Annotated in this window: 14 protein-coding genes; 5 read left to right on the top strand and 9 right to left on the bottom strand. The window is 54.1% G+C overall.

Going from position 1 to position 15,100, the window contains the following annotated elements; all coding sequences use genetic code 11:
* Positions 1-1,043, top strand: a 1,043-nt coding sequence (locus tag ACF8MI_RS25060; protein ID WP_392518031.1) for a GntP family permease, incomplete at its 5' end; no start/stop codon positions are given.
* Between the two features lie 142 nt (positions 1,044-1,185).
* Here ACF8MI_RS25060 and ACF8MI_RS25055 read toward each other — a convergent pair.
* Complete coding sequence (locus ACF8MI_RS25055; protein ID WP_200929077.1) at positions 1,186-1,734, bottom strand: hypothetical protein; 549 nt, start codon at positions 1,732-1,734, stop codon at positions 1,186-1,188.
* Between the two features lie 46 nt (positions 1,735-1,780).
* Positions 1,781-2,149 (bottom strand): hypothetical protein, encoded by a 369-nt coding sequence (locus ACF8MI_RS25050; protein WP_060500297.1) that lies wholly within the window; start codon positions 2,147-2,149, stop codon positions 1,781-1,783.
* A gap of 130 nt (positions 2,150-2,279) precedes the next feature.
* On the opposite strand from ACF8MI_RS25050, the gene ACF8MI_RS25045 reads away from it, so the two are divergent.
* Positions 2,280-3,356 carry a YafY family protein gene (locus ACF8MI_RS25045; RefSeq protein ID WP_200929076.1) on the top strand — a complete coding sequence of 359 codons (1,077 nt, stop codon included), beginning with the start codon at positions 2,280-2,282 and terminating at the stop codon, positions 3,354-3,356.
* A gap of 158 nt (positions 3,357-3,514) precedes the next feature.
* Here the strand turns inward: ACF8MI_RS25045 and ACF8MI_RS25040 are convergent, their stop codons facing one another.
* The 4 genes from ACF8MI_RS25040 to ACF8MI_RS25025 form a co-directional block, all read right to left on the bottom strand.
* Positions 3,515-4,006: a helix-turn-helix domain-containing protein gene (locus tag ACF8MI_RS25040; protein ID WP_200929075.1), complete on the bottom strand. Its 492-nt coding sequence runs from the start codon at positions 4,004-4,006 to the stop codon at positions 3,515-3,517.
* Between the two features lie 37 nt (positions 4,007-4,043).
* On the bottom strand, positions 4,044-4,424 hold the full coding sequence (locus tag ACF8MI_RS25035; protein WP_233458215.1) for a hypothetical protein: 381 nt from the start codon (positions 4,422-4,424) through the stop codon (positions 4,044-4,046).
* A 314-nt stretch (positions 4,425-4,738) separates the two neighbouring features.
* Positions 4,739-6,070, bottom strand: a complete 1,332-nt coding sequence (locus ACF8MI_RS25030) for an IS4 family transposase (RefSeq protein ID WP_392518029.1) — start codon at positions 6,068-6,070, stop codon at positions 4,739-4,741.
* Positions 6,071-6,581: 511 nt separating this feature from the next.
* Entirely contained in the window at positions 6,582-7,700 is a 1,119-nt protein-coding gene (locus ACF8MI_RS25025; protein ID WP_200929074.1) for a hypothetical protein, read from the bottom strand.
* 468 nt (positions 7,701-8,168) lie between these two features.
* Here ACF8MI_RS25025 and ACF8MI_RS25020 point away from each other — a divergent pair, with 468 nt between their 5' ends.
* The gene (locus ACF8MI_RS25020; RefSeq protein WP_200929073.1) at positions 8,169-8,807 is read left to right on the top strand and encodes a hypothetical protein; all 639 of its coding nucleotides are present in this window, start codon (positions 8,169-8,171) and stop codon (positions 8,805-8,807) included.
* Between the two features lie 164 nt (positions 8,808-8,971).
* Here ACF8MI_RS25020 and ACF8MI_RS25015 read toward each other — a convergent pair whose 3' ends face one another.
* The 3 genes from ACF8MI_RS25015 to ACF8MI_RS25005 all read right to left on the bottom strand — a co-directional run bounded on the left by ACF8MI_RS25015 (position 8,972) and on the right by ACF8MI_RS25005 (position 13,505).
* The gene (locus tag ACF8MI_RS25015) at positions 8,972-9,964 is read right to left on the bottom strand and encodes an HNH endonuclease (RefSeq protein ID WP_200929072.1); all 993 of its coding nucleotides are present in this window, start codon (positions 9,962-9,964) and stop codon (positions 8,972-8,974) included.
* Between the two features lie 231 nt (positions 9,965-10,195).
* Positions 10,196-10,714, bottom strand: coding sequence for a hypothetical protein (locus ACF8MI_RS25010; RefSeq protein ID WP_200929071.1), 519 nt, complete (start codon positions 10,712-10,714; stop codon positions 10,196-10,198).
* Between the two features lie 934 nt (positions 10,715-11,648).
* Positions 11,649-13,505, bottom strand: coding sequence for a hypothetical protein (locus ACF8MI_RS25005; RefSeq protein WP_216891714.1), 1,857 nt, complete (start codon positions 13,503-13,505; stop codon positions 11,649-11,651).
* A 951-nt stretch (positions 13,506-14,456) separates the two neighbouring features.
* On the opposite strand from ACF8MI_RS25005, the gene ACF8MI_RS25000 reads away from it, so the two are divergent.
* Both ACF8MI_RS25000 and ACF8MI_RS24995 read left to right on the top strand, forming a co-directional pair.
* Positions 14,457-14,699, top strand: coding sequence for a hypothetical protein (locus ACF8MI_RS25000; RefSeq protein ID WP_008091975.1), 243 nt, complete (start codon positions 14,457-14,459; stop codon positions 14,697-14,699).
* On the top strand, positions 14,692-15,100 hold a 409-nt coding region (locus ACF8MI_RS24995; RefSeq protein ID WP_392518027.1), incomplete at its 3' end, for a site-specific integrase. The genes ACF8MI_RS25000 and ACF8MI_RS24995, both read left to right, overlap by 8 nt.

Raw genomic sequence — 15,100 nt, 5'->3', positions numbered from 1 at the left:
TCGGCATCCCGATGTTTTTCGAAGTGGGCCTGGTGATCATGCTGCCGCTGATTTTCAGCGTGGCGCGCAAGCTGGAAGGCAAGGCGCGCTTCAAAGGCTCGGCGTACGTGTACGTTGGCGTGCCGGTGATTTCGGCGCTGGCCGCCATGCACGGCATGGTCCCCCCGCACCCAGGCCCCTTGACCGCCATTGCCGTACTCAAGACCTCGGTGGGGCCGACCATGCTCTATGGCTTCCTGGCGGCTATTCCGGCAATGATTCTGGGCGGCCCGCTGTATGGCATGTTCATCTCAAAGCGTATGAGCACCCGGCCTGATCAGGCATTGCTGGACCAGTTCACCCTGACGGAAAAAGCCGACAACCAGCCCCGCCCAGGCGTATTCATCGGCATGCTGGCCGCGCTGCTGCCAGCAATCCTGATGCTGGTGCATGCCGTTGCCGAAATGCTGCTGCCCAAGGGCAATGCGCTGCTGGAAATGGCCAGCTTCCTGGGCAACCCGCTGATCGCCATGCTGCTGGGCGTGCTGTTCGCCGGCACCAGCCTGGTACTGGCGCGTGGCGGCAACGCCGAACAGCTGCGTGATGCGCTGGGCAAAAGCCTCAAGCCTATCGCCTCCATCATCATGATCATCGCCGGCGGCGGCGCCTTTCAGGAGATGCTGACCAGCGCCAAGGTGGGTGATGCCATTGTGCACCTGACCCAGCAATCGGCGTTCCCGCCCTTGATCCTGGGCTGGCTGATCGCGATGTTGCTCTCGGTGTCTACCGGTTCCGCCACGGTGGGTATCGTCGGGGCTGCCGGCTTGCTGGCACCGCTTGCGGGGGCAGACCCTAGCCTCAACCTGCCGTTGCTGGCCTTGTCCATCGGCTGCGGGTCGCTGTTCTTCAACTATGCCAACCATGCAGGGTTCTGGATGGTGAAGGAGTCGTTCGGCATGACCATGGGTGAGGCTACCAAGACCATCTCGGTGGTGCAGTCCATCGTGGCTTTGGTCGGGTTGATGGTGGTGTTGGTGTTGAATGCGGCGATTACGGTGAGCTGAGCCAGGTACAAAATGGCATGACCGCGACAAGAAGACAGTTGCCTCCACAGGCTATACAGACCGCCCGCGCAAACACATACCTCAGCACTTGCGCGGGCCCTGTAGATACCGTCTTGATCCCTACCCAGCCCAGATCAACCCGTCAGCCGCGCATCTGCCAAAGAATGAAGTCAACTTTCTTCAAATCGGTCAGCTTGCCGTGTTCGGGTACCCGTTCGTTGAATTGCCCTATCCAACATGCGCATTCAGTGGACGCCAGAAAGGCCTGGTACCAATCCTCCATGTACGCATAACACTCCTTGGCGTCCTCGATCTTTGTCCTGGATTGGTAGGAAGGTGCCTTGCGGTTGATGTTGCGCAGTACATGCGTATCCCAAACCGGCTTTTGCGGGTTCAACGTAGCAACCAGCTTGCTGGAGAACGACGGTTCATAACGTCCGGTAGCCTGGTGCATATGATCGAGAACCTCGGCAAACGTGGGCTTCGATCCCTTCAACTGCTCCATGAGCTGGTAGTAGGCGCCATACCAGGAACGCTCACGCCGCTGCACACGATAGAAGCCGTTATACGCACGCTGAAACAGTGCGTCAGTCGAGACGTTTACCGTTTCCACCTGGCTCATCAAAGCCAGATACTTCTGGATACCCGGCTTGGCGTTGACAATGGCAGACGTCACATCACTGGTTACCATGGTGTTTACTTCCTCAGATGGCTGACAAATGCCCGGTAGCAGGCGCTTACTTGGTATCGGTTCGGCGAGATCTTGCTTGAGCGAGCATGTCATCAAGCATCTGGATCATGTCGTCTACATCGATTTCTACAAACTCATCGCACGAAGCGGCGAGGATGCGTTCCGCGAATTGCGGGCTGTATTCCTGGGCTGCATTTGCAGCGTCGTTGTTGTCGAAGCGGGTGTACCGCCATTGGCCTTCCACCTCTTGGCCGATCAGGCGACCCTCTTCCTGCAATGCCAACAGGATCGTCTGAACCTCAGCCTCACCTAGGCTCACATCCGCCTGCATCAACCGCCGGTGCAGCTCAACAGCGTCGATGCCGTCGGCTGCGCTTTCAATAATCAGTGCTTTGACGCTCTCGATGTCGCTCATCGCAATGCCCTCTGTTCTCCGCCACACCCTCTGCGATGGAGGTGTGAGTGGCATGATCAAGGTCTTTCCCTTGCCAACGAGAAGCATGTTGCACTCCAATAGGGACACTTCTTGTCCGAATTGAAACTAAATGATCAATCGAGCTCATCGCCGTGACTATCTGCGGCAGATCCTTCATGCAGCGGGTAAGCCACTGACCACCGCGAAAGTGCATGCAAAGCTGGTTGCGTGGGTTCGTCGCCATGGGGATGACGATGACGAACAGCATGAAAAAACCACCATCAGGGATTTGAAGGTGCTGGAGGACCTGGATTACGTTCGATCGACCATCAACGAGGCAGATAAACGGAGTTTGCTCTGGTCTGCGGTGGGCCGAAGCCATTCGCTGGTGCTTTCGCCTTCAGACGCCATGTCGCTCTCGGCGATTTTCAAGCATGCCGAACGATTCGGCCTGCAAGCAGCGACTGACGAGTTGAAGGGCCTGCAGGACTACACCGAACTGGTCATGCATGATGGCTCTCGGCGCAAGCTGAACTTCAGCAAGCGTATTACTTCCGGAACGCGGTTTACCGTGTTACAGCCGGGTAAGTACAACGCCAAACACCTGGAACGCCTGCAAATGGCAATCCTCGAAGGCGAGCCCCTTGAAGTCTGGTACCGCCCACTCAACGCCAACGGTGTCGAGTGCATTTACCAACTCAAGCCACTGGGTTTGTCCCACCAGGACTCCAATATTTACCTCTCCGCGTATGTTGCCGAAGAACAGTGGCTAGGCGAAGCACCTGGTCCCGACGTGCCGCGCGGCAAATACAGCAGCAACGGCCCCAATAAACTCTGTGCGCTGATGCTACACAGGATTACCAAGGTAGAGCCCGGCAAGCGCATCATCGACGACCCGGAGGATTACGACATTCATGCAGATGAAGCCCAGAAAGACTTGTTGACCATCCATTCCCCTGCACAAAAAACACGCCTTCGCCTAAGCCCCAACCTGTACAACCGGCTTTCTGAGAACCCGCTGGAGAAAAACCAGAAGCTGCTGCAAGACGGGGACAAATGGTTGCTGACCTGCAGGATTCGCGACACCCAAGGGCTACGATTGTTTCTGATGGCGAACGCTGCCGATATCGAGGTGCTGGAACCTTTGGCCCTGAGGGCGCATATCCATGAAATGCTCACCGTGGCGCTGAAAACCTACGAACGGTGATGAGTTCCTTTCGTGATGGAACTGCCACCACTGGCGGCCAAGCAAGTTAAGGTGGCAGTAGTGCGCGGGTTGGCCGACCGGTGGTAGTCACACAGAATCAGTGGTTCACAAAGCGAATACGCCCGTTGGGTGAGATTTTATTTGCCCCCTCACCAATCTCACTTTTCCGGACTGCTTTTCCGTGCCCGTGGCGATGCCGGCCTCGACACGTCCTTCTTCGCTTTGGCTGCCGCAGGGCTTTTCCCTCGTTTCGGTCCGGCCACCACGGAAGAACTGGCCAGGGGCGAAAGACTCGCCACCGGCCGTGCGGCCACAGCGATTGGCCCACCCGCCTTCAACTGGCCGATATTGTTGCCGGCGACCGTCGCAGTGGGATTATCTTTGGCAGTCATCACCATACCCATCCGGATGCCAAAGAGACGCAGCACGGCTTCCAAAGTGCTGAGCTTCGGATTCGACTTCCCGCTCTCCAGTTCGTACAGGCTTTTCGTAGAGATCTTGCACATGGCCGCGAAGGTCCCTTGGTCAAGCCCAGTCACTTCGAGCCGCAGACGGCGGATGGATGTCCCAATTGGATCGAGCCCCGCCGCATTGCGCTTGACGATTTCCTCTACGAGCTGAGCGCGCTCTTCAGGCTGTAGTTTTTTCATCGCAGTCCCCACTCCACGAGTCGCTTGTCCAGGTTATTCACGGGTACTCAAGAAACTCGTTCGTCCTGTTCACGACCTCAGCATGCGCGAAAGCTTCGCTCCGATCCGGTTGAAGGCCTTCCACCGACTCCTTGATGCGCAGATGCCCAACAGGGGCCGGCGTGAAGTGTTCTAGCTGGTACAGCTCCATTTCCACGCCTTCGGGATTGAGACGCCCGTAGCGGGATTCAAGAGAGTCCCTGGCAGCACCAGAGGGAATGATGTCGTAGAGGAATGCGGGATAACCTTTGACGTCATGGTGGTCCCAGTTCAACGGAAGGTTAACGCTCAGGGCCCGTTCGCAACGGTCTTCCATGCGATCAAAGTTCGCGATGATGTAGTCGTTGTCGTATGCGACCAGGCACCGGCCATCAGCCACACGCTCGGGTTTCTCAACCGTGAGCGTCGCTGCCTCGCGTCATGCACCCTCTGAGAACGCTTGGATCGTGAGTCTGAGCGGCATCGCCATGCCATTAATCAGCATTTTAATGCTGATTAGCATAGTGCACACGGCATGAATCAGCAATATTCTGCTGATTAAGAGCGTAAGCACGGAAAAACCGGCACCACGCTACTGATTATTCGGTCAAGCAATTTAGTCTCACACAAACGCAACCCCCTAAGTCGGCAGGGAGCTGTCGGATTTCGACGGAACGCCATAACGAAAAAACCCGCCAAAAGGCGTAATGCTGTTCACTTAAGCGGAGCAGCCTTACGATCCACTGGATACCGGGTTTTGGAAATCTTCACCGTCCTTGGCCTTCCCGGCCTTGGACGGTGATCCAGAAACATCCCTCCGATACCTCCTCGTAGCTCAGCCAACCTTCTGCCTGTTGCCGATACCGGATTGGCCGCCGCCATGACGATCAGTTGCACCGCAATGTACTGGCAGGCGGGTTTGAAGCGTATGTCCGAAGGCGTTCGGCCAAAGGCTATTGCGGCCTGGCTAGCTTCCCGACGGATGATGTTGTAAGCCAGTAAAAGCCCCCAGACCTCCTGATAAATCAACTCGACCTTCTTGCTGCGCAGCGTCACGGCATTCTGTTGCATCGAGCTTTTGATGTCCCGGAAGCCCAACTCGATCTCCCAACGCTCCAGGTACAGCTCTGCGACAGCGCTTGTGCTGTAGCTCTCTGCTGGCAGTGAAGTAAGCAGCGACCTGACTTGCCCTTGGCTTTCATAGCTGACTTCACGCACTTCCCAGTATGGGGGTAGGCTCGGGTTTCGCTTACGTGCCTGAGGCGAGACCTTCATCCGCACGCGGCGATCATGCTCGCCATAGCGCTCGACTTCCTCCATCACCAGGTTCTTGCGAGCTGGCGTGAGCCAGTGCCGATTGTTGCACCCTTCGGCAACGCTCAGCAGCAAATCAGCCCCCCAAAAGCCTTTGTCGAACAACGTGATCGAATTGTCCGGAATCTGACCGAGGAAGGTTTCGGCCAAGCGCATCTCACTGCCGCGATAAGGGCTGAGCTGGGCATCGAGGATCACGTGAGAGCGTACATTCATCACGGCAACGAGGCACAGCATCGGAAAAGGTGTTTGCCGTTCGGTCCCCGTATTACCAGAGCCAAAATGTTCTCTCAGCTCAGGCGAATCAGGAGTTCGCAGCAATGCGCCATCCACTGCGAACACTTGCAACCCGTTCCAGTCATCACTTTCATATCGCTCGCACCCCCATTGCTTGCCGGTCTGGCGGAACAAGGATTCGACCGGGTCAGCACCCAGTCGTTTACGCGCTTCGGTTACGCCGCTGCGCGCCAGCAACTGATCGGAAGCCAGGCCTTGGGCACAGATATTCAGGCGTCTGGCCACCTCATGCACGGGCTCATCGCGGAACAGGGCCATGCCCAGCACCAACCACAGTACCTGATCACTCGGCAGGCGCCGGCGCCGTATGGTGGCTTGCGCAGAAAGATTAAGCGCACTGGCGACCCATTCGATGGGGATGTTCTGGGTGAACGTGCTGAGGTCGGAGAAATTGAAGAGATCGCCGAGGTCGAGCAATTGCTGCTGAATGGGCATAAAAAATCCGATACCAGGAGGCTGGTATCGGATTCTCTAGAAAGCCCGGCTTGGACTCAAATGCTTAAGTGAACAGCATTACGCCAAAAGGCGGGTTTTACGGGGGTTCCAGAGATTTTGGTAGCCTTCGCTGGAACCTGACTGGTGCGGAGACAGGAATCGAATTTGTACCATGCATCTCAGTAAAAGCAGGCAATCCATGGGTTGTATAAATTGAATAGGTACTCAAAAAGGCACTCAACCCAATCGAGTCTGACGATCACTGGGCGGAAACAGTGATCGGAATCGAACCGGCACGTGAGGACATGGTGGTGAGAGAGCAAGCGCACTGATGCCTCATCAACCAGCATGCCTACGGAAACTCCGATCAAGTCAGCACAGGTCAGGCCGCCTGTGCTGACTTGATCGGAGTTTCCCTAAGCGTTTCACATAAGCAAAGATCGACTGAGACGTCCAACAGCGTCTCAGTCGATCACCTGTGAGGTTCAGCGTGAAGATAAGCGATTTTTGCTTATACGGTTTGGAGGGAGCGCTTCAATACGCGGGTCTTGAAATCCTTGACCAGCATCAGGAAGAGCAAACCGAAACCAATATAGCCATTGACCACGTATACCACGTTGATCAGTGCATCGAACGGCACATTCAGACCAACCAGCGTGCCCACGGTGCAAAGCACACACAGCAGCAGTCGATGACGAATGCTGAACTCATCTGGCGCGAAGCGTTTCACTGGGGCCCAGAGCAGCGACGCTGCCGTGGTGTAGATGGCGGCGAGAATCACCACCGTGATCAGGCCGGTCAGCGAAGGGGAAATTTTTTCAACCAGCACCAGGGATGGGATCTGCGCAGTGGCAACATCGCTGAGGTTTGCAGCCAGGCCCAGCATCATGGCCAGCACGGCCAGGGAAAAAAGCAACATCCCCAAAAACGCACCACCCCCTGCCTCTGCCCGGCTCTTGCTGGTACTGCCCAGGTTGGTCATGAAGACCGCCAGCCACATCATGCAGAAACCTACGTAGGAAAGGCAGGCTGTAAACCAGTTGCTCCCGGCCTGCAGAACGGTCTTGCTTTCGGTCAATGGCTTCAATACGGCAGGGAATTCAACCAGCCCCTGGGTGTTCATGACGACACCTGCCACACCTATCATGATCGCTAGAACCGAAAGCAGAGGGCCGATCGAACCCACCACGCTGATCAACCGATTGAAGCCGAAGAACAGCGTGACCAAGGTCAAGCCCCCCATCAACACGCCGCCATACCAGTTAGGCCAGCCAAGTTTCTGATTGAGCGCGGCCCCCGCTCCGGCAATCATCACCCAGAACGACATATACAGGAAAAGCACCGAGAAATAGTCGAAGAAGGCGCCGAGTTTTTTACCGCAGTAATACGTGAATATTTCCTTGGGCGCGCTGAACTTTTGTTCGTAACCCGCCATGACGAAACTGAACGCAACATAGGTAAAGAGTGCAAACATCAGGAGGATACTGATCAGCCCGGCATGACCATAGGCGACAAAGTACTGCATGATTTCCTGGCCCGTCGCAAAACCTGAGCCGATGAGTAGTGCAATGCATGCACCACCAATAATGAACACTCTGGAGACATCCAGGGTTGACTTTGGCATCGTCATGATGAGTAGCGTCCTCTTTTTATTATCATGTGCCCAGGCATGACCGCCTGTAGGCAGTACAAAACGTGACGGCTCCTGCCGTATTCGCCGACGTCCAACGATTAAAACTAACGAGTGGAAAGCTCGCGATAAGGCTGCCTTTTGCTGTACTCGTTACATCAGTAATGTACGTGCCGCTTTTGCATGGCGAACCTTCCCAATGCGCCGCCTTCATGCCAGATTGCGACTCGCCGCGACAATTGTCCTTGAGCCAGGATGGGGCGTTTTGGGAGCTGAATACCGGGGTCTAAAGAGACCGCTGTAGCAGCCCGCGTGAACATCAGCGGGTCAATTGATCGAGCTAGACGCAGCCCATTTCCCTGTGTTGAAGGTGGCTACCGAGCCGTGCCGGTATAGTCTGATTGTAGGCGTTTGGTATCTAGTGATTTTGGATTAATGCTAAAAAATATCTGGAAAAGGATCGGTAAGATGGCCATTAGCGAAGAGAAAGACAGACTGCTATGCGCCGTGCTGGCGCACGAATCGATCTTATGCAGAAAAGCGTATGATGAATTCTTCGATATGGAATTCCAGTTAGCCACCGGTGGCAATAGTGTTGAGCAGATCATTCTCGCACATGGGGCTTTTCAGTCGTTTATCCATCACTTGTATGAGTTCTGCATCGCACTCATTCAGCGAAACCAGAACAGCCTTGATCAAATAATAGCTGTCGATGCCGAAAAACACATAATGGTAGCGATAGAGAAAGCGTGGAAAATTGAGCGTAAAAATCCTAATTCTTATTTCTATAAGATGACCGAGACGAAGTTTTACGGCATCTACGGTTGTTTCCCCAAGCATTTCAGGCAGGCAAGAAACAATTCAGCCCACGCATTGATCAAGAGGGCGAAAAGCGGTCAGTCACTAGCTGAATTTTACTCACTTTATCGCATGATACTTAAGTTGCTTTTTGCTCATTTGATACAATGGTGGAAGAACATAGACATAGAGCAGACTAACTGGCACGACATTGGGAAATTCAACATTCACGAGATCGCGATGCAAGACGTGCACGATCACTTGGTGGCGCTTGGTAAGCCTGGCATACCAGGCTACCCCAAGAAATAGTAATAATGATCGACACCATGAGCACTATCTCTACTGGTCATCATTACCCACTAGATAACTTGATCCGGTGGAGCAGTTAACGCTGATCATTAGTAATCGCATCTAATCTCTATTCACCTCAAAGAACAAGATTTTAAATCTAACTCACAAACCGGATCATAACGCTAGGAAAGCTTTGCCCCCTTTGTACGGTTACAACGCCAGCATAAAGCTTGGAGGTTATCCTCGGTCGTGGTTCCTCCCTTGGAGATGGGAGTTATATGATCAACCTCTATTAATAAATTTGGCTCCTCCTTAACCGAAACCCAGCATCGCTGACATGTATTATTGTCCCTTTGTTTTATTTTTTCACGAAGCTGCGGAGTCATCAACGCTCGCTGGCCTTTAGCGCTATTTTTTAACCGAAGCTTGTCACCAATGTATTTTATAAATTTCTCTAGATTTTCCATATCAAGAATAATGGACACCTCGTAGGAGCTATTCCCACCCGAGGAAACATATTGAAACCTATAAGTCTGAAAATCGATATCAAATAAACGCACAGGTTCAAAGCCGAGTTCTTTCGCTAAACGACTCTTGCTGAGCTTGTAAAATAAGGAAGGCAGCGGGTCAGTGAGGGTCTGCATAAGCCGATCCCTCTCTTGCTCAAGCAGGATTTTCCCCTGGTACGCGGCGAGATAGTTGTTAAGCGCATTCTCAAGGTGAGATAAAGTTTCTTCGCTAACATTTATGTCAAAGTACTTACAGAGATACTTGAATGGTTGGTCATTAGCAGCTTTGCAAACGGAGGCCGAGCAATTGTGAACATTTCCATCTCTTTCGGTTTTTTTCCATTCGTTCCGCTTGAAACGATATCGACTGGTATCGTAACGATCACCAAGACCATAGTCATAAGAGTTAATATAAAGCCGTGTTTTCTTTAGCTCTTCAATGTGCTCATTTAGATTATTGCAATCTATGGTGTGCTCTTCAATACCAAACTTCAACTTAAGAAATTTTTCGTTATTAAAATACCAGTAGGAATATATCTCCCAGACACCCAGCAAGAGGACTACAGAAAAGAGGCCTATTTTACCATTTACAGATAGAAAAACTCCCGGGAAGATTGCATCAAGAATCATAAATAAAACTACAGATGCGAGAAAAATCCTTACCACTCGACTGCTTCCCTATCTAAAAACATTCAAAGTCACGAACGATTGTGACGAATCATAACTACGTTGGTTACATCCGATGCAAATGGCTAGTCAACAGGAATGATCTCCGCGTCTTGTTGCGAAAAACCTCAGAGCCCCCAACCTTGAGTGTAATGCAACTCACTTGGTTTGATACAAGAAGGAAGCGCCTGGGCGCTCCCTTTCACCTCTGACAGGGCGATACTCAGCCGATTAGCGAGCGCCGCTGTCCTTTTTCAAACAAGCACCGGACTCCCCGACCTTGCTTGCAGCTCTCAGAGTCGTTAAAAAATCTCGTTCGATGACCTTCCCGTCTCGCACGCTGGTGAACGTCGCTTTTCTCATCCAGAGATGATCTTTCCTGCTCTCATTAGGCACTACGGTGAGCTCGATTTCCACTGCAGGGCTTCCTGAAAACACTCCGGAGACCTCAGGTTTAGTGAACCGGAAAGTCAGCTCATTATCGTCTGTTGCAGCCACGCTCTGTTCGCTGGTGAGAGGAGCTCCCAGCTTCGCAGCGATTGGGAATCTGGCCGAGTACAAGGCTTTACCGTCGTGGACCTGCTTTGTGATATCCAGAAGATATTGCTCGCGATCCGAGGCGCTAGTAGGGGTCGCGCACTCCTCTCCCTCCGCAGCGAAGTATTTCCCCTCAAAGGCGTAATCGCTCTGCCAGCACCCGACAAGGGAGGCGGATGCCACGGCCAGCATCACCAGTTTCCATTTTTTCACACAGCACACTCCTTGATAACAATTTGCCATTATCACCACTCCCCCTGTCTTGAGCCACCAGACGCGCCTAAGGCGTTGAGTTCCCTCACAAAAAGCTGGGCACGAAACTCATCAAGGCTCAAAAGGGCTGGCATCCAGTAGAGTCGGATGACCGGTCCTTCCGACGCCACAAATACCCGTCGTCTCACCGCCAATCTCCAACTCCAGGAAGGAAACATTGCAGATAGCACAGCAAGATCCTTCATATCGGCATACATCATGGTTTGCCCTCGTCAATCCCTTCCCGGAGCTCAATCCACTCGGCAATGGCCCATAACCCCACGCCCAAAATTGCCAACCCGATTACCAGCCAAGGAGGTACTAAGCGATTCGTTCCCAGCCAATACCCTCCCCCAGCGCATATAACCGTGATCAAAAGAGTCTTCATGCTTATCTCCACTCCCAGTAGAGGGGGAAGCAAAACACCACTTGGCATGGTGTCATTGGGCCCCGGAAAAAAATGCTCACTACCCCAAGTGGGAATCGAGGAGTTCTTGGCGGATCTCAAAGGTAAGCCGGGGTGTATCAACAGTCCCCCAAAGCACGAGAGGGTGCGCCGATAATTCTCAGTGGTTTTTCGGAGATTTTCGCTGGATAGCCACTGGTGTGGCGCAGGCTTGATTGGGTCTGGCGACGCCATGCCAATGGCAGGGCGAAGAACCAGAGAGTCATCTCAGAGGAGCCTTAAAGGTGAGCCACTGGAACGGCAGTTGCGAGCTTGTGCGGCCAACTGCTTCGGCAACGCAAAAGCGGTGCCCCCAATTGAGTTTTTAGGGCGCCGCAAATGCATCTGTTGGCTTCTTTCGGAAATGGAGGGCTTGTACAGATGAGCCCCGCAAATAGCGACGTCATCATCTGTACCAGGGCGGTCAGCGCCGCCCCTCTTGCCCGAACTCTAGCGTCTAGCTTTCGGTGGGTTTAGCGATCTAAAACCAGGGCTACCGGGCCGAAATGTGGGAATCGAGCTAGGCCCAACCGGATTGGCTGACGGTGGCATGGATGGAGGGGTTTCGTTGCCCGACTGAGTTTTAGAGCCACGCCTACGCCCAGTCGAGGCCGCTCCCGCTATGCTAGCAATTCGGGAGCCCATCATGGCAAAACCAACCGCTTTCATACCTAGGCGTCCTACATCGCTGGCAGTTGCCACAGCGCCGGACAGGCTACCAGCCAAACCTCCCAACGATACACCTAGCATACTCGAAGTGATCCAGGTGGAAATGCCCAGTGATACAGCTGCAATAGCTGACATCAACCCACGAAGACCGTCATAGTCCGCCCCGACGCCTGACCACCCACTAGCAGCCCCCGCTTGGGCAACCGCAACAGCAGCCACAGTCTGGGACACCGCAACAGTGATCATCTGTGCGGTCATAACGGAGATGACCGGCAGCATCAGCAGCGACAGCCAATTGGTCAACATCCTACCGCCCCTGAGAGGTGCGAGCATCAAAAAGAACGGCGCGAGGAGTAACACAATCCAAAACAACCAGGCTGACATGATCACATAACCAGGTAACAGCGTTTGCAGATCAAGCCACCCGCTGAAGTTCTTCCACATCTGAGCCGCGGCTAAGAAGCTTCCAGCAACCTCACTATCCCCACGAGAGAGGCCCGCCGTTTTCTGCAATGAACCAGCCATGAATCGCTGCCAAGCTGTCGCTGTACTTACAGCCCCCACCTCAGCGCTTACTCGCTGCCCACTTGCTATAACCGCACCCGAGTCGCGCAACGCCTGATACGCCTGCTCAGCGCCCATCTGGGCAATTTTGTATGCCTCGATGCAGCTGGTGGGTCGAAACATTATTCCTTGATCGTCGCCGACGATAGCCGACTTCTGCCCTGGCACTGTGCTGATCGACAAGTAAGACGGCGTAGCTTGAGATTCCCCTGCAAGTTTGGCGGCCCAATGCGCTTGCGTTGGCAGCGCATAGCGGTCCCCCATGAACGGCCCGGCAGCTTCAAGAGCACGAATACCGGCCTCACGACGCGACTGGATAGCTCTCTGGTCAAGCACCTGACCCAGACTAGTCCGGGCAGCCCCGCCGCCTAACAGATAAGCTCCCCAACCACCATTTTCTTCGGCTGAACCGAAAACATACGTCCACGCGCCGCCAATAGCCGTGCGTGCTTGTGCTATCACGCCGACTTCTTCATCCGGTATCCCCAAGCCACCACCGCCGAGCAGCCCGATAGCCTGCAAAGCTTCCACTTTGGCCGCGTGCTCGGGACCGGCAAGCTCAGCCGGCGCCGGGGCACAACTGGCGTTGTAATCTCTAATCAGCCGGGCCAAATCACTACCGGCAAACACTTCGGCTGATCGACCTACCATGTTGTCAATCGCGGACTGCGCAGGGACGATTGTCCCGGCCACTGTTTGATCACTCAGGACCTGATCAAAAGCCTCTCTGTAGATTTTGTGAATCGTCATCACGAAACTGAGCGGCACCGCCTGAGCTTCGACCAGCCGGACCGTTGCTCCGCTTGGAAGAGTCACGGTCACGGGTCTCATTCCGTACGCCACAACCAGAAAAATCATAAATCCTGACAACACCGTACGCGCAGCTCCTTGCCCCACGCGCAATGCAACGAGCAGCATCCATCCAAATCCAACCGCAACGATAAGCGCGTTGCTAGTTTCGTTGAATGCGACAAATAGCGGCTCGGTGGCAGTCAGGATCGTCAACGCAACGTTTTCCCACAGCCCGAATACCCAATTGAATCCGGCGAAATCCTCAGCCGTGCCAATGCTCATCAGGCCGCCCGCCGACAGATGATCCAACTACGCAGAGCCAAGCCACACCGGACAGCCCAAAGGAACACCCAGAGGACACCGAAGACCGCGCCCAACAGAATGAAATACTGCGCAGTCGGAGCGGCTAGGAGGCTTCCGGTGAGCTGGACCGCATCATATTGGGCGAGTACGAGTTTCCCATATGGTGGAAAAATTGATGCGGCGATCAGATGTAGAACGCAAAGAATGGGCCCTAGGAGCAATCCCAGCCGACCTGCCCACCTGGTAAGGAATGGCATACGCATCTGAACCCAGTCCAAGAAAATCGCGATTTTCATCGTCACATCACTCCAGTGATAAAGGATACGTATCGATCCTATGAATCCACTGGCTGCGGTTCTACCGAACCCTATGTAGTTACTGCTACTGGTTCTGCTCGCGCCCCGTGCCCGCTATGTAACGCTCCTAAACGTCGCGCCACATAGCGGGCACCATCGAACGGTTTGATTTCGCGCAACAAATACAACGCAGCGCAGTTGCGTTGTTTGCCCTCCCCCATTTTCGTAAGCTGATCACGAACCAAACCGCACTGCCCGGCAGTCTCGTTACCCATGTGATTCATGGGTTGGGACAGTGGCAGGGGGCTCGGCCTGCGTCATCGCGGGCATTAGCCCATCGGCCACACCTGCGTCATCGCGTGTGTGTCCGGCCCAACGCCGACTACATATCGGGACCATCAACGACCAATCACTTGAGGAGAGAAGACAACCCAACATGGTCAGCCAGACCCAATGGCAGCCGAACCTGAGCGGACACTCAGGAACACACTCGGAGAATCCGAGTAGGCGTGAACAGTCCCCGCCTGCATCTCATGCTAAGGGGGGCGAACAGGCACACAACGAACCATCTGCGGATGGTGTGTCGCTGAACCGGCAACGGTCAGGAGTTCTTACACCTGATAGAGAGAATCCCATGAGCGAATTCGATGCGCAGAGCATTACTGCACGCCTCAAGGCCGAATCTAGGATTCGGAGAAAACCCCGAACCTATGCCCAACGTCGCTCATTGCTGGATAACTATAAGTACGAGCTGTTGCAGCTTGATTCCGCAGGCTGCAATGGCACTGAACTGCAACGCTGGATAGCGGAAAAGGGTATCAAGATTCAGCGCTCTACAGTGCACCGATGGCTACATCGGAATCGCCTGAGTGGCTAAGTTTGCCAAGCCTACAAAGCAAGCTGCATCCGTGATGAAAAAGCTCCAGGGCACCCACATTCGATCCGTGGGCACTGTCCGTAACTACGAGCAGCGGTTGGTACGCATCACCGCTTACCTACAGGAGCATCGCTTAGGCAGCCTTCGTGAAATGACTCCTGATCGCGCTATTAGCTACCTGCAGCAAAGAGCGACGACCGTGGGCCAGAAAACCCTGGATATGGAGCGTCAGGCTCTCCAGGCCATGATGCAGCACGTCACCCTAAAACTGCCGCTAGGCCAGACTCTAGAAGTAATCAAGAGCAGCGCGACCGCTCGCACGAGCACGAAGGAGCATCCGACTTTGGGTCGCCGTTTGGCCAACCAAACACGAACATATAACCGCGAGCAGATGACGCTGA

Source organism: Pseudomonas sp. yb_9 (assembly GCF_043103635.1).
GTDB lineage: Bacteria > Pseudomonadota > Gammaproteobacteria > Pseudomonadales > Pseudomonadaceae > Aquipseudomonas > Aquipseudomonas monteilii.
Note: the sequence above shows the minus strand (reverse complement) of the source record. Positions and strands in the feature narration are given on the sequence as shown.

Coding starts and splice junctions, on each gene's coding strand:
- ACF8MI_RS25055 (WP_200929077.1), bottom strand. CDS start 1,734: ATGGTAACCAGTGATGTGACGTCTGCCATTGTCAACGCCAAGCCGGGT.
- ACF8MI_RS25050 (WP_060500297.1), bottom strand. CDS start 2,149: ATGAGCGACATCGAGAGCGTCAAAGCACTGATTATTGAAAGCGCAGCC.
- ACF8MI_RS25045 (WP_200929076.1), top strand. CDS start 2,280: ATGATCAATCGAGCTCATCGCCGTGACTATCTGCGGCAGATCCTTCAT.
- ACF8MI_RS25040 (WP_200929075.1), bottom strand. CDS start 4,006: ATGAAAAAACTACAGCCTGAAGAGCGCGCTCAGCTCGTAGAGGAAATC.
- ACF8MI_RS25030 (WP_392518029.1), bottom strand. CDS start 6,070: ATGCCCATTCAGCAGCAATTGCTCGACCTCGGCGATCTCTTCAATTTC.
- ACF8MI_RS25025 (WP_200929074.1), bottom strand. CDS start 7,700: ATGACGATGCCAAAGTCAACCCTGGATGTCTCCAGAGTGTTCATTATT.
- ACF8MI_RS25020 (WP_200929073.1), top strand. CDS start 8,169: ATGGCCATTAGCGAAGAGAAAGACAGACTGCTATGCGCCGTGCTGGCG.
- ACF8MI_RS25005 (WP_216891714.1), bottom strand. CDS start 13,505: ATGAGCATTGGCACGGCTGAGGATTTCGCCGGATTCAATTGGGTATTC.
- ACF8MI_RS25000 (WP_008091975.1), top strand. CDS start 14,457: ATGAGCGAATTCGATGCGCAGAGCATTACTGCACGCCTCAAGGCCGAA.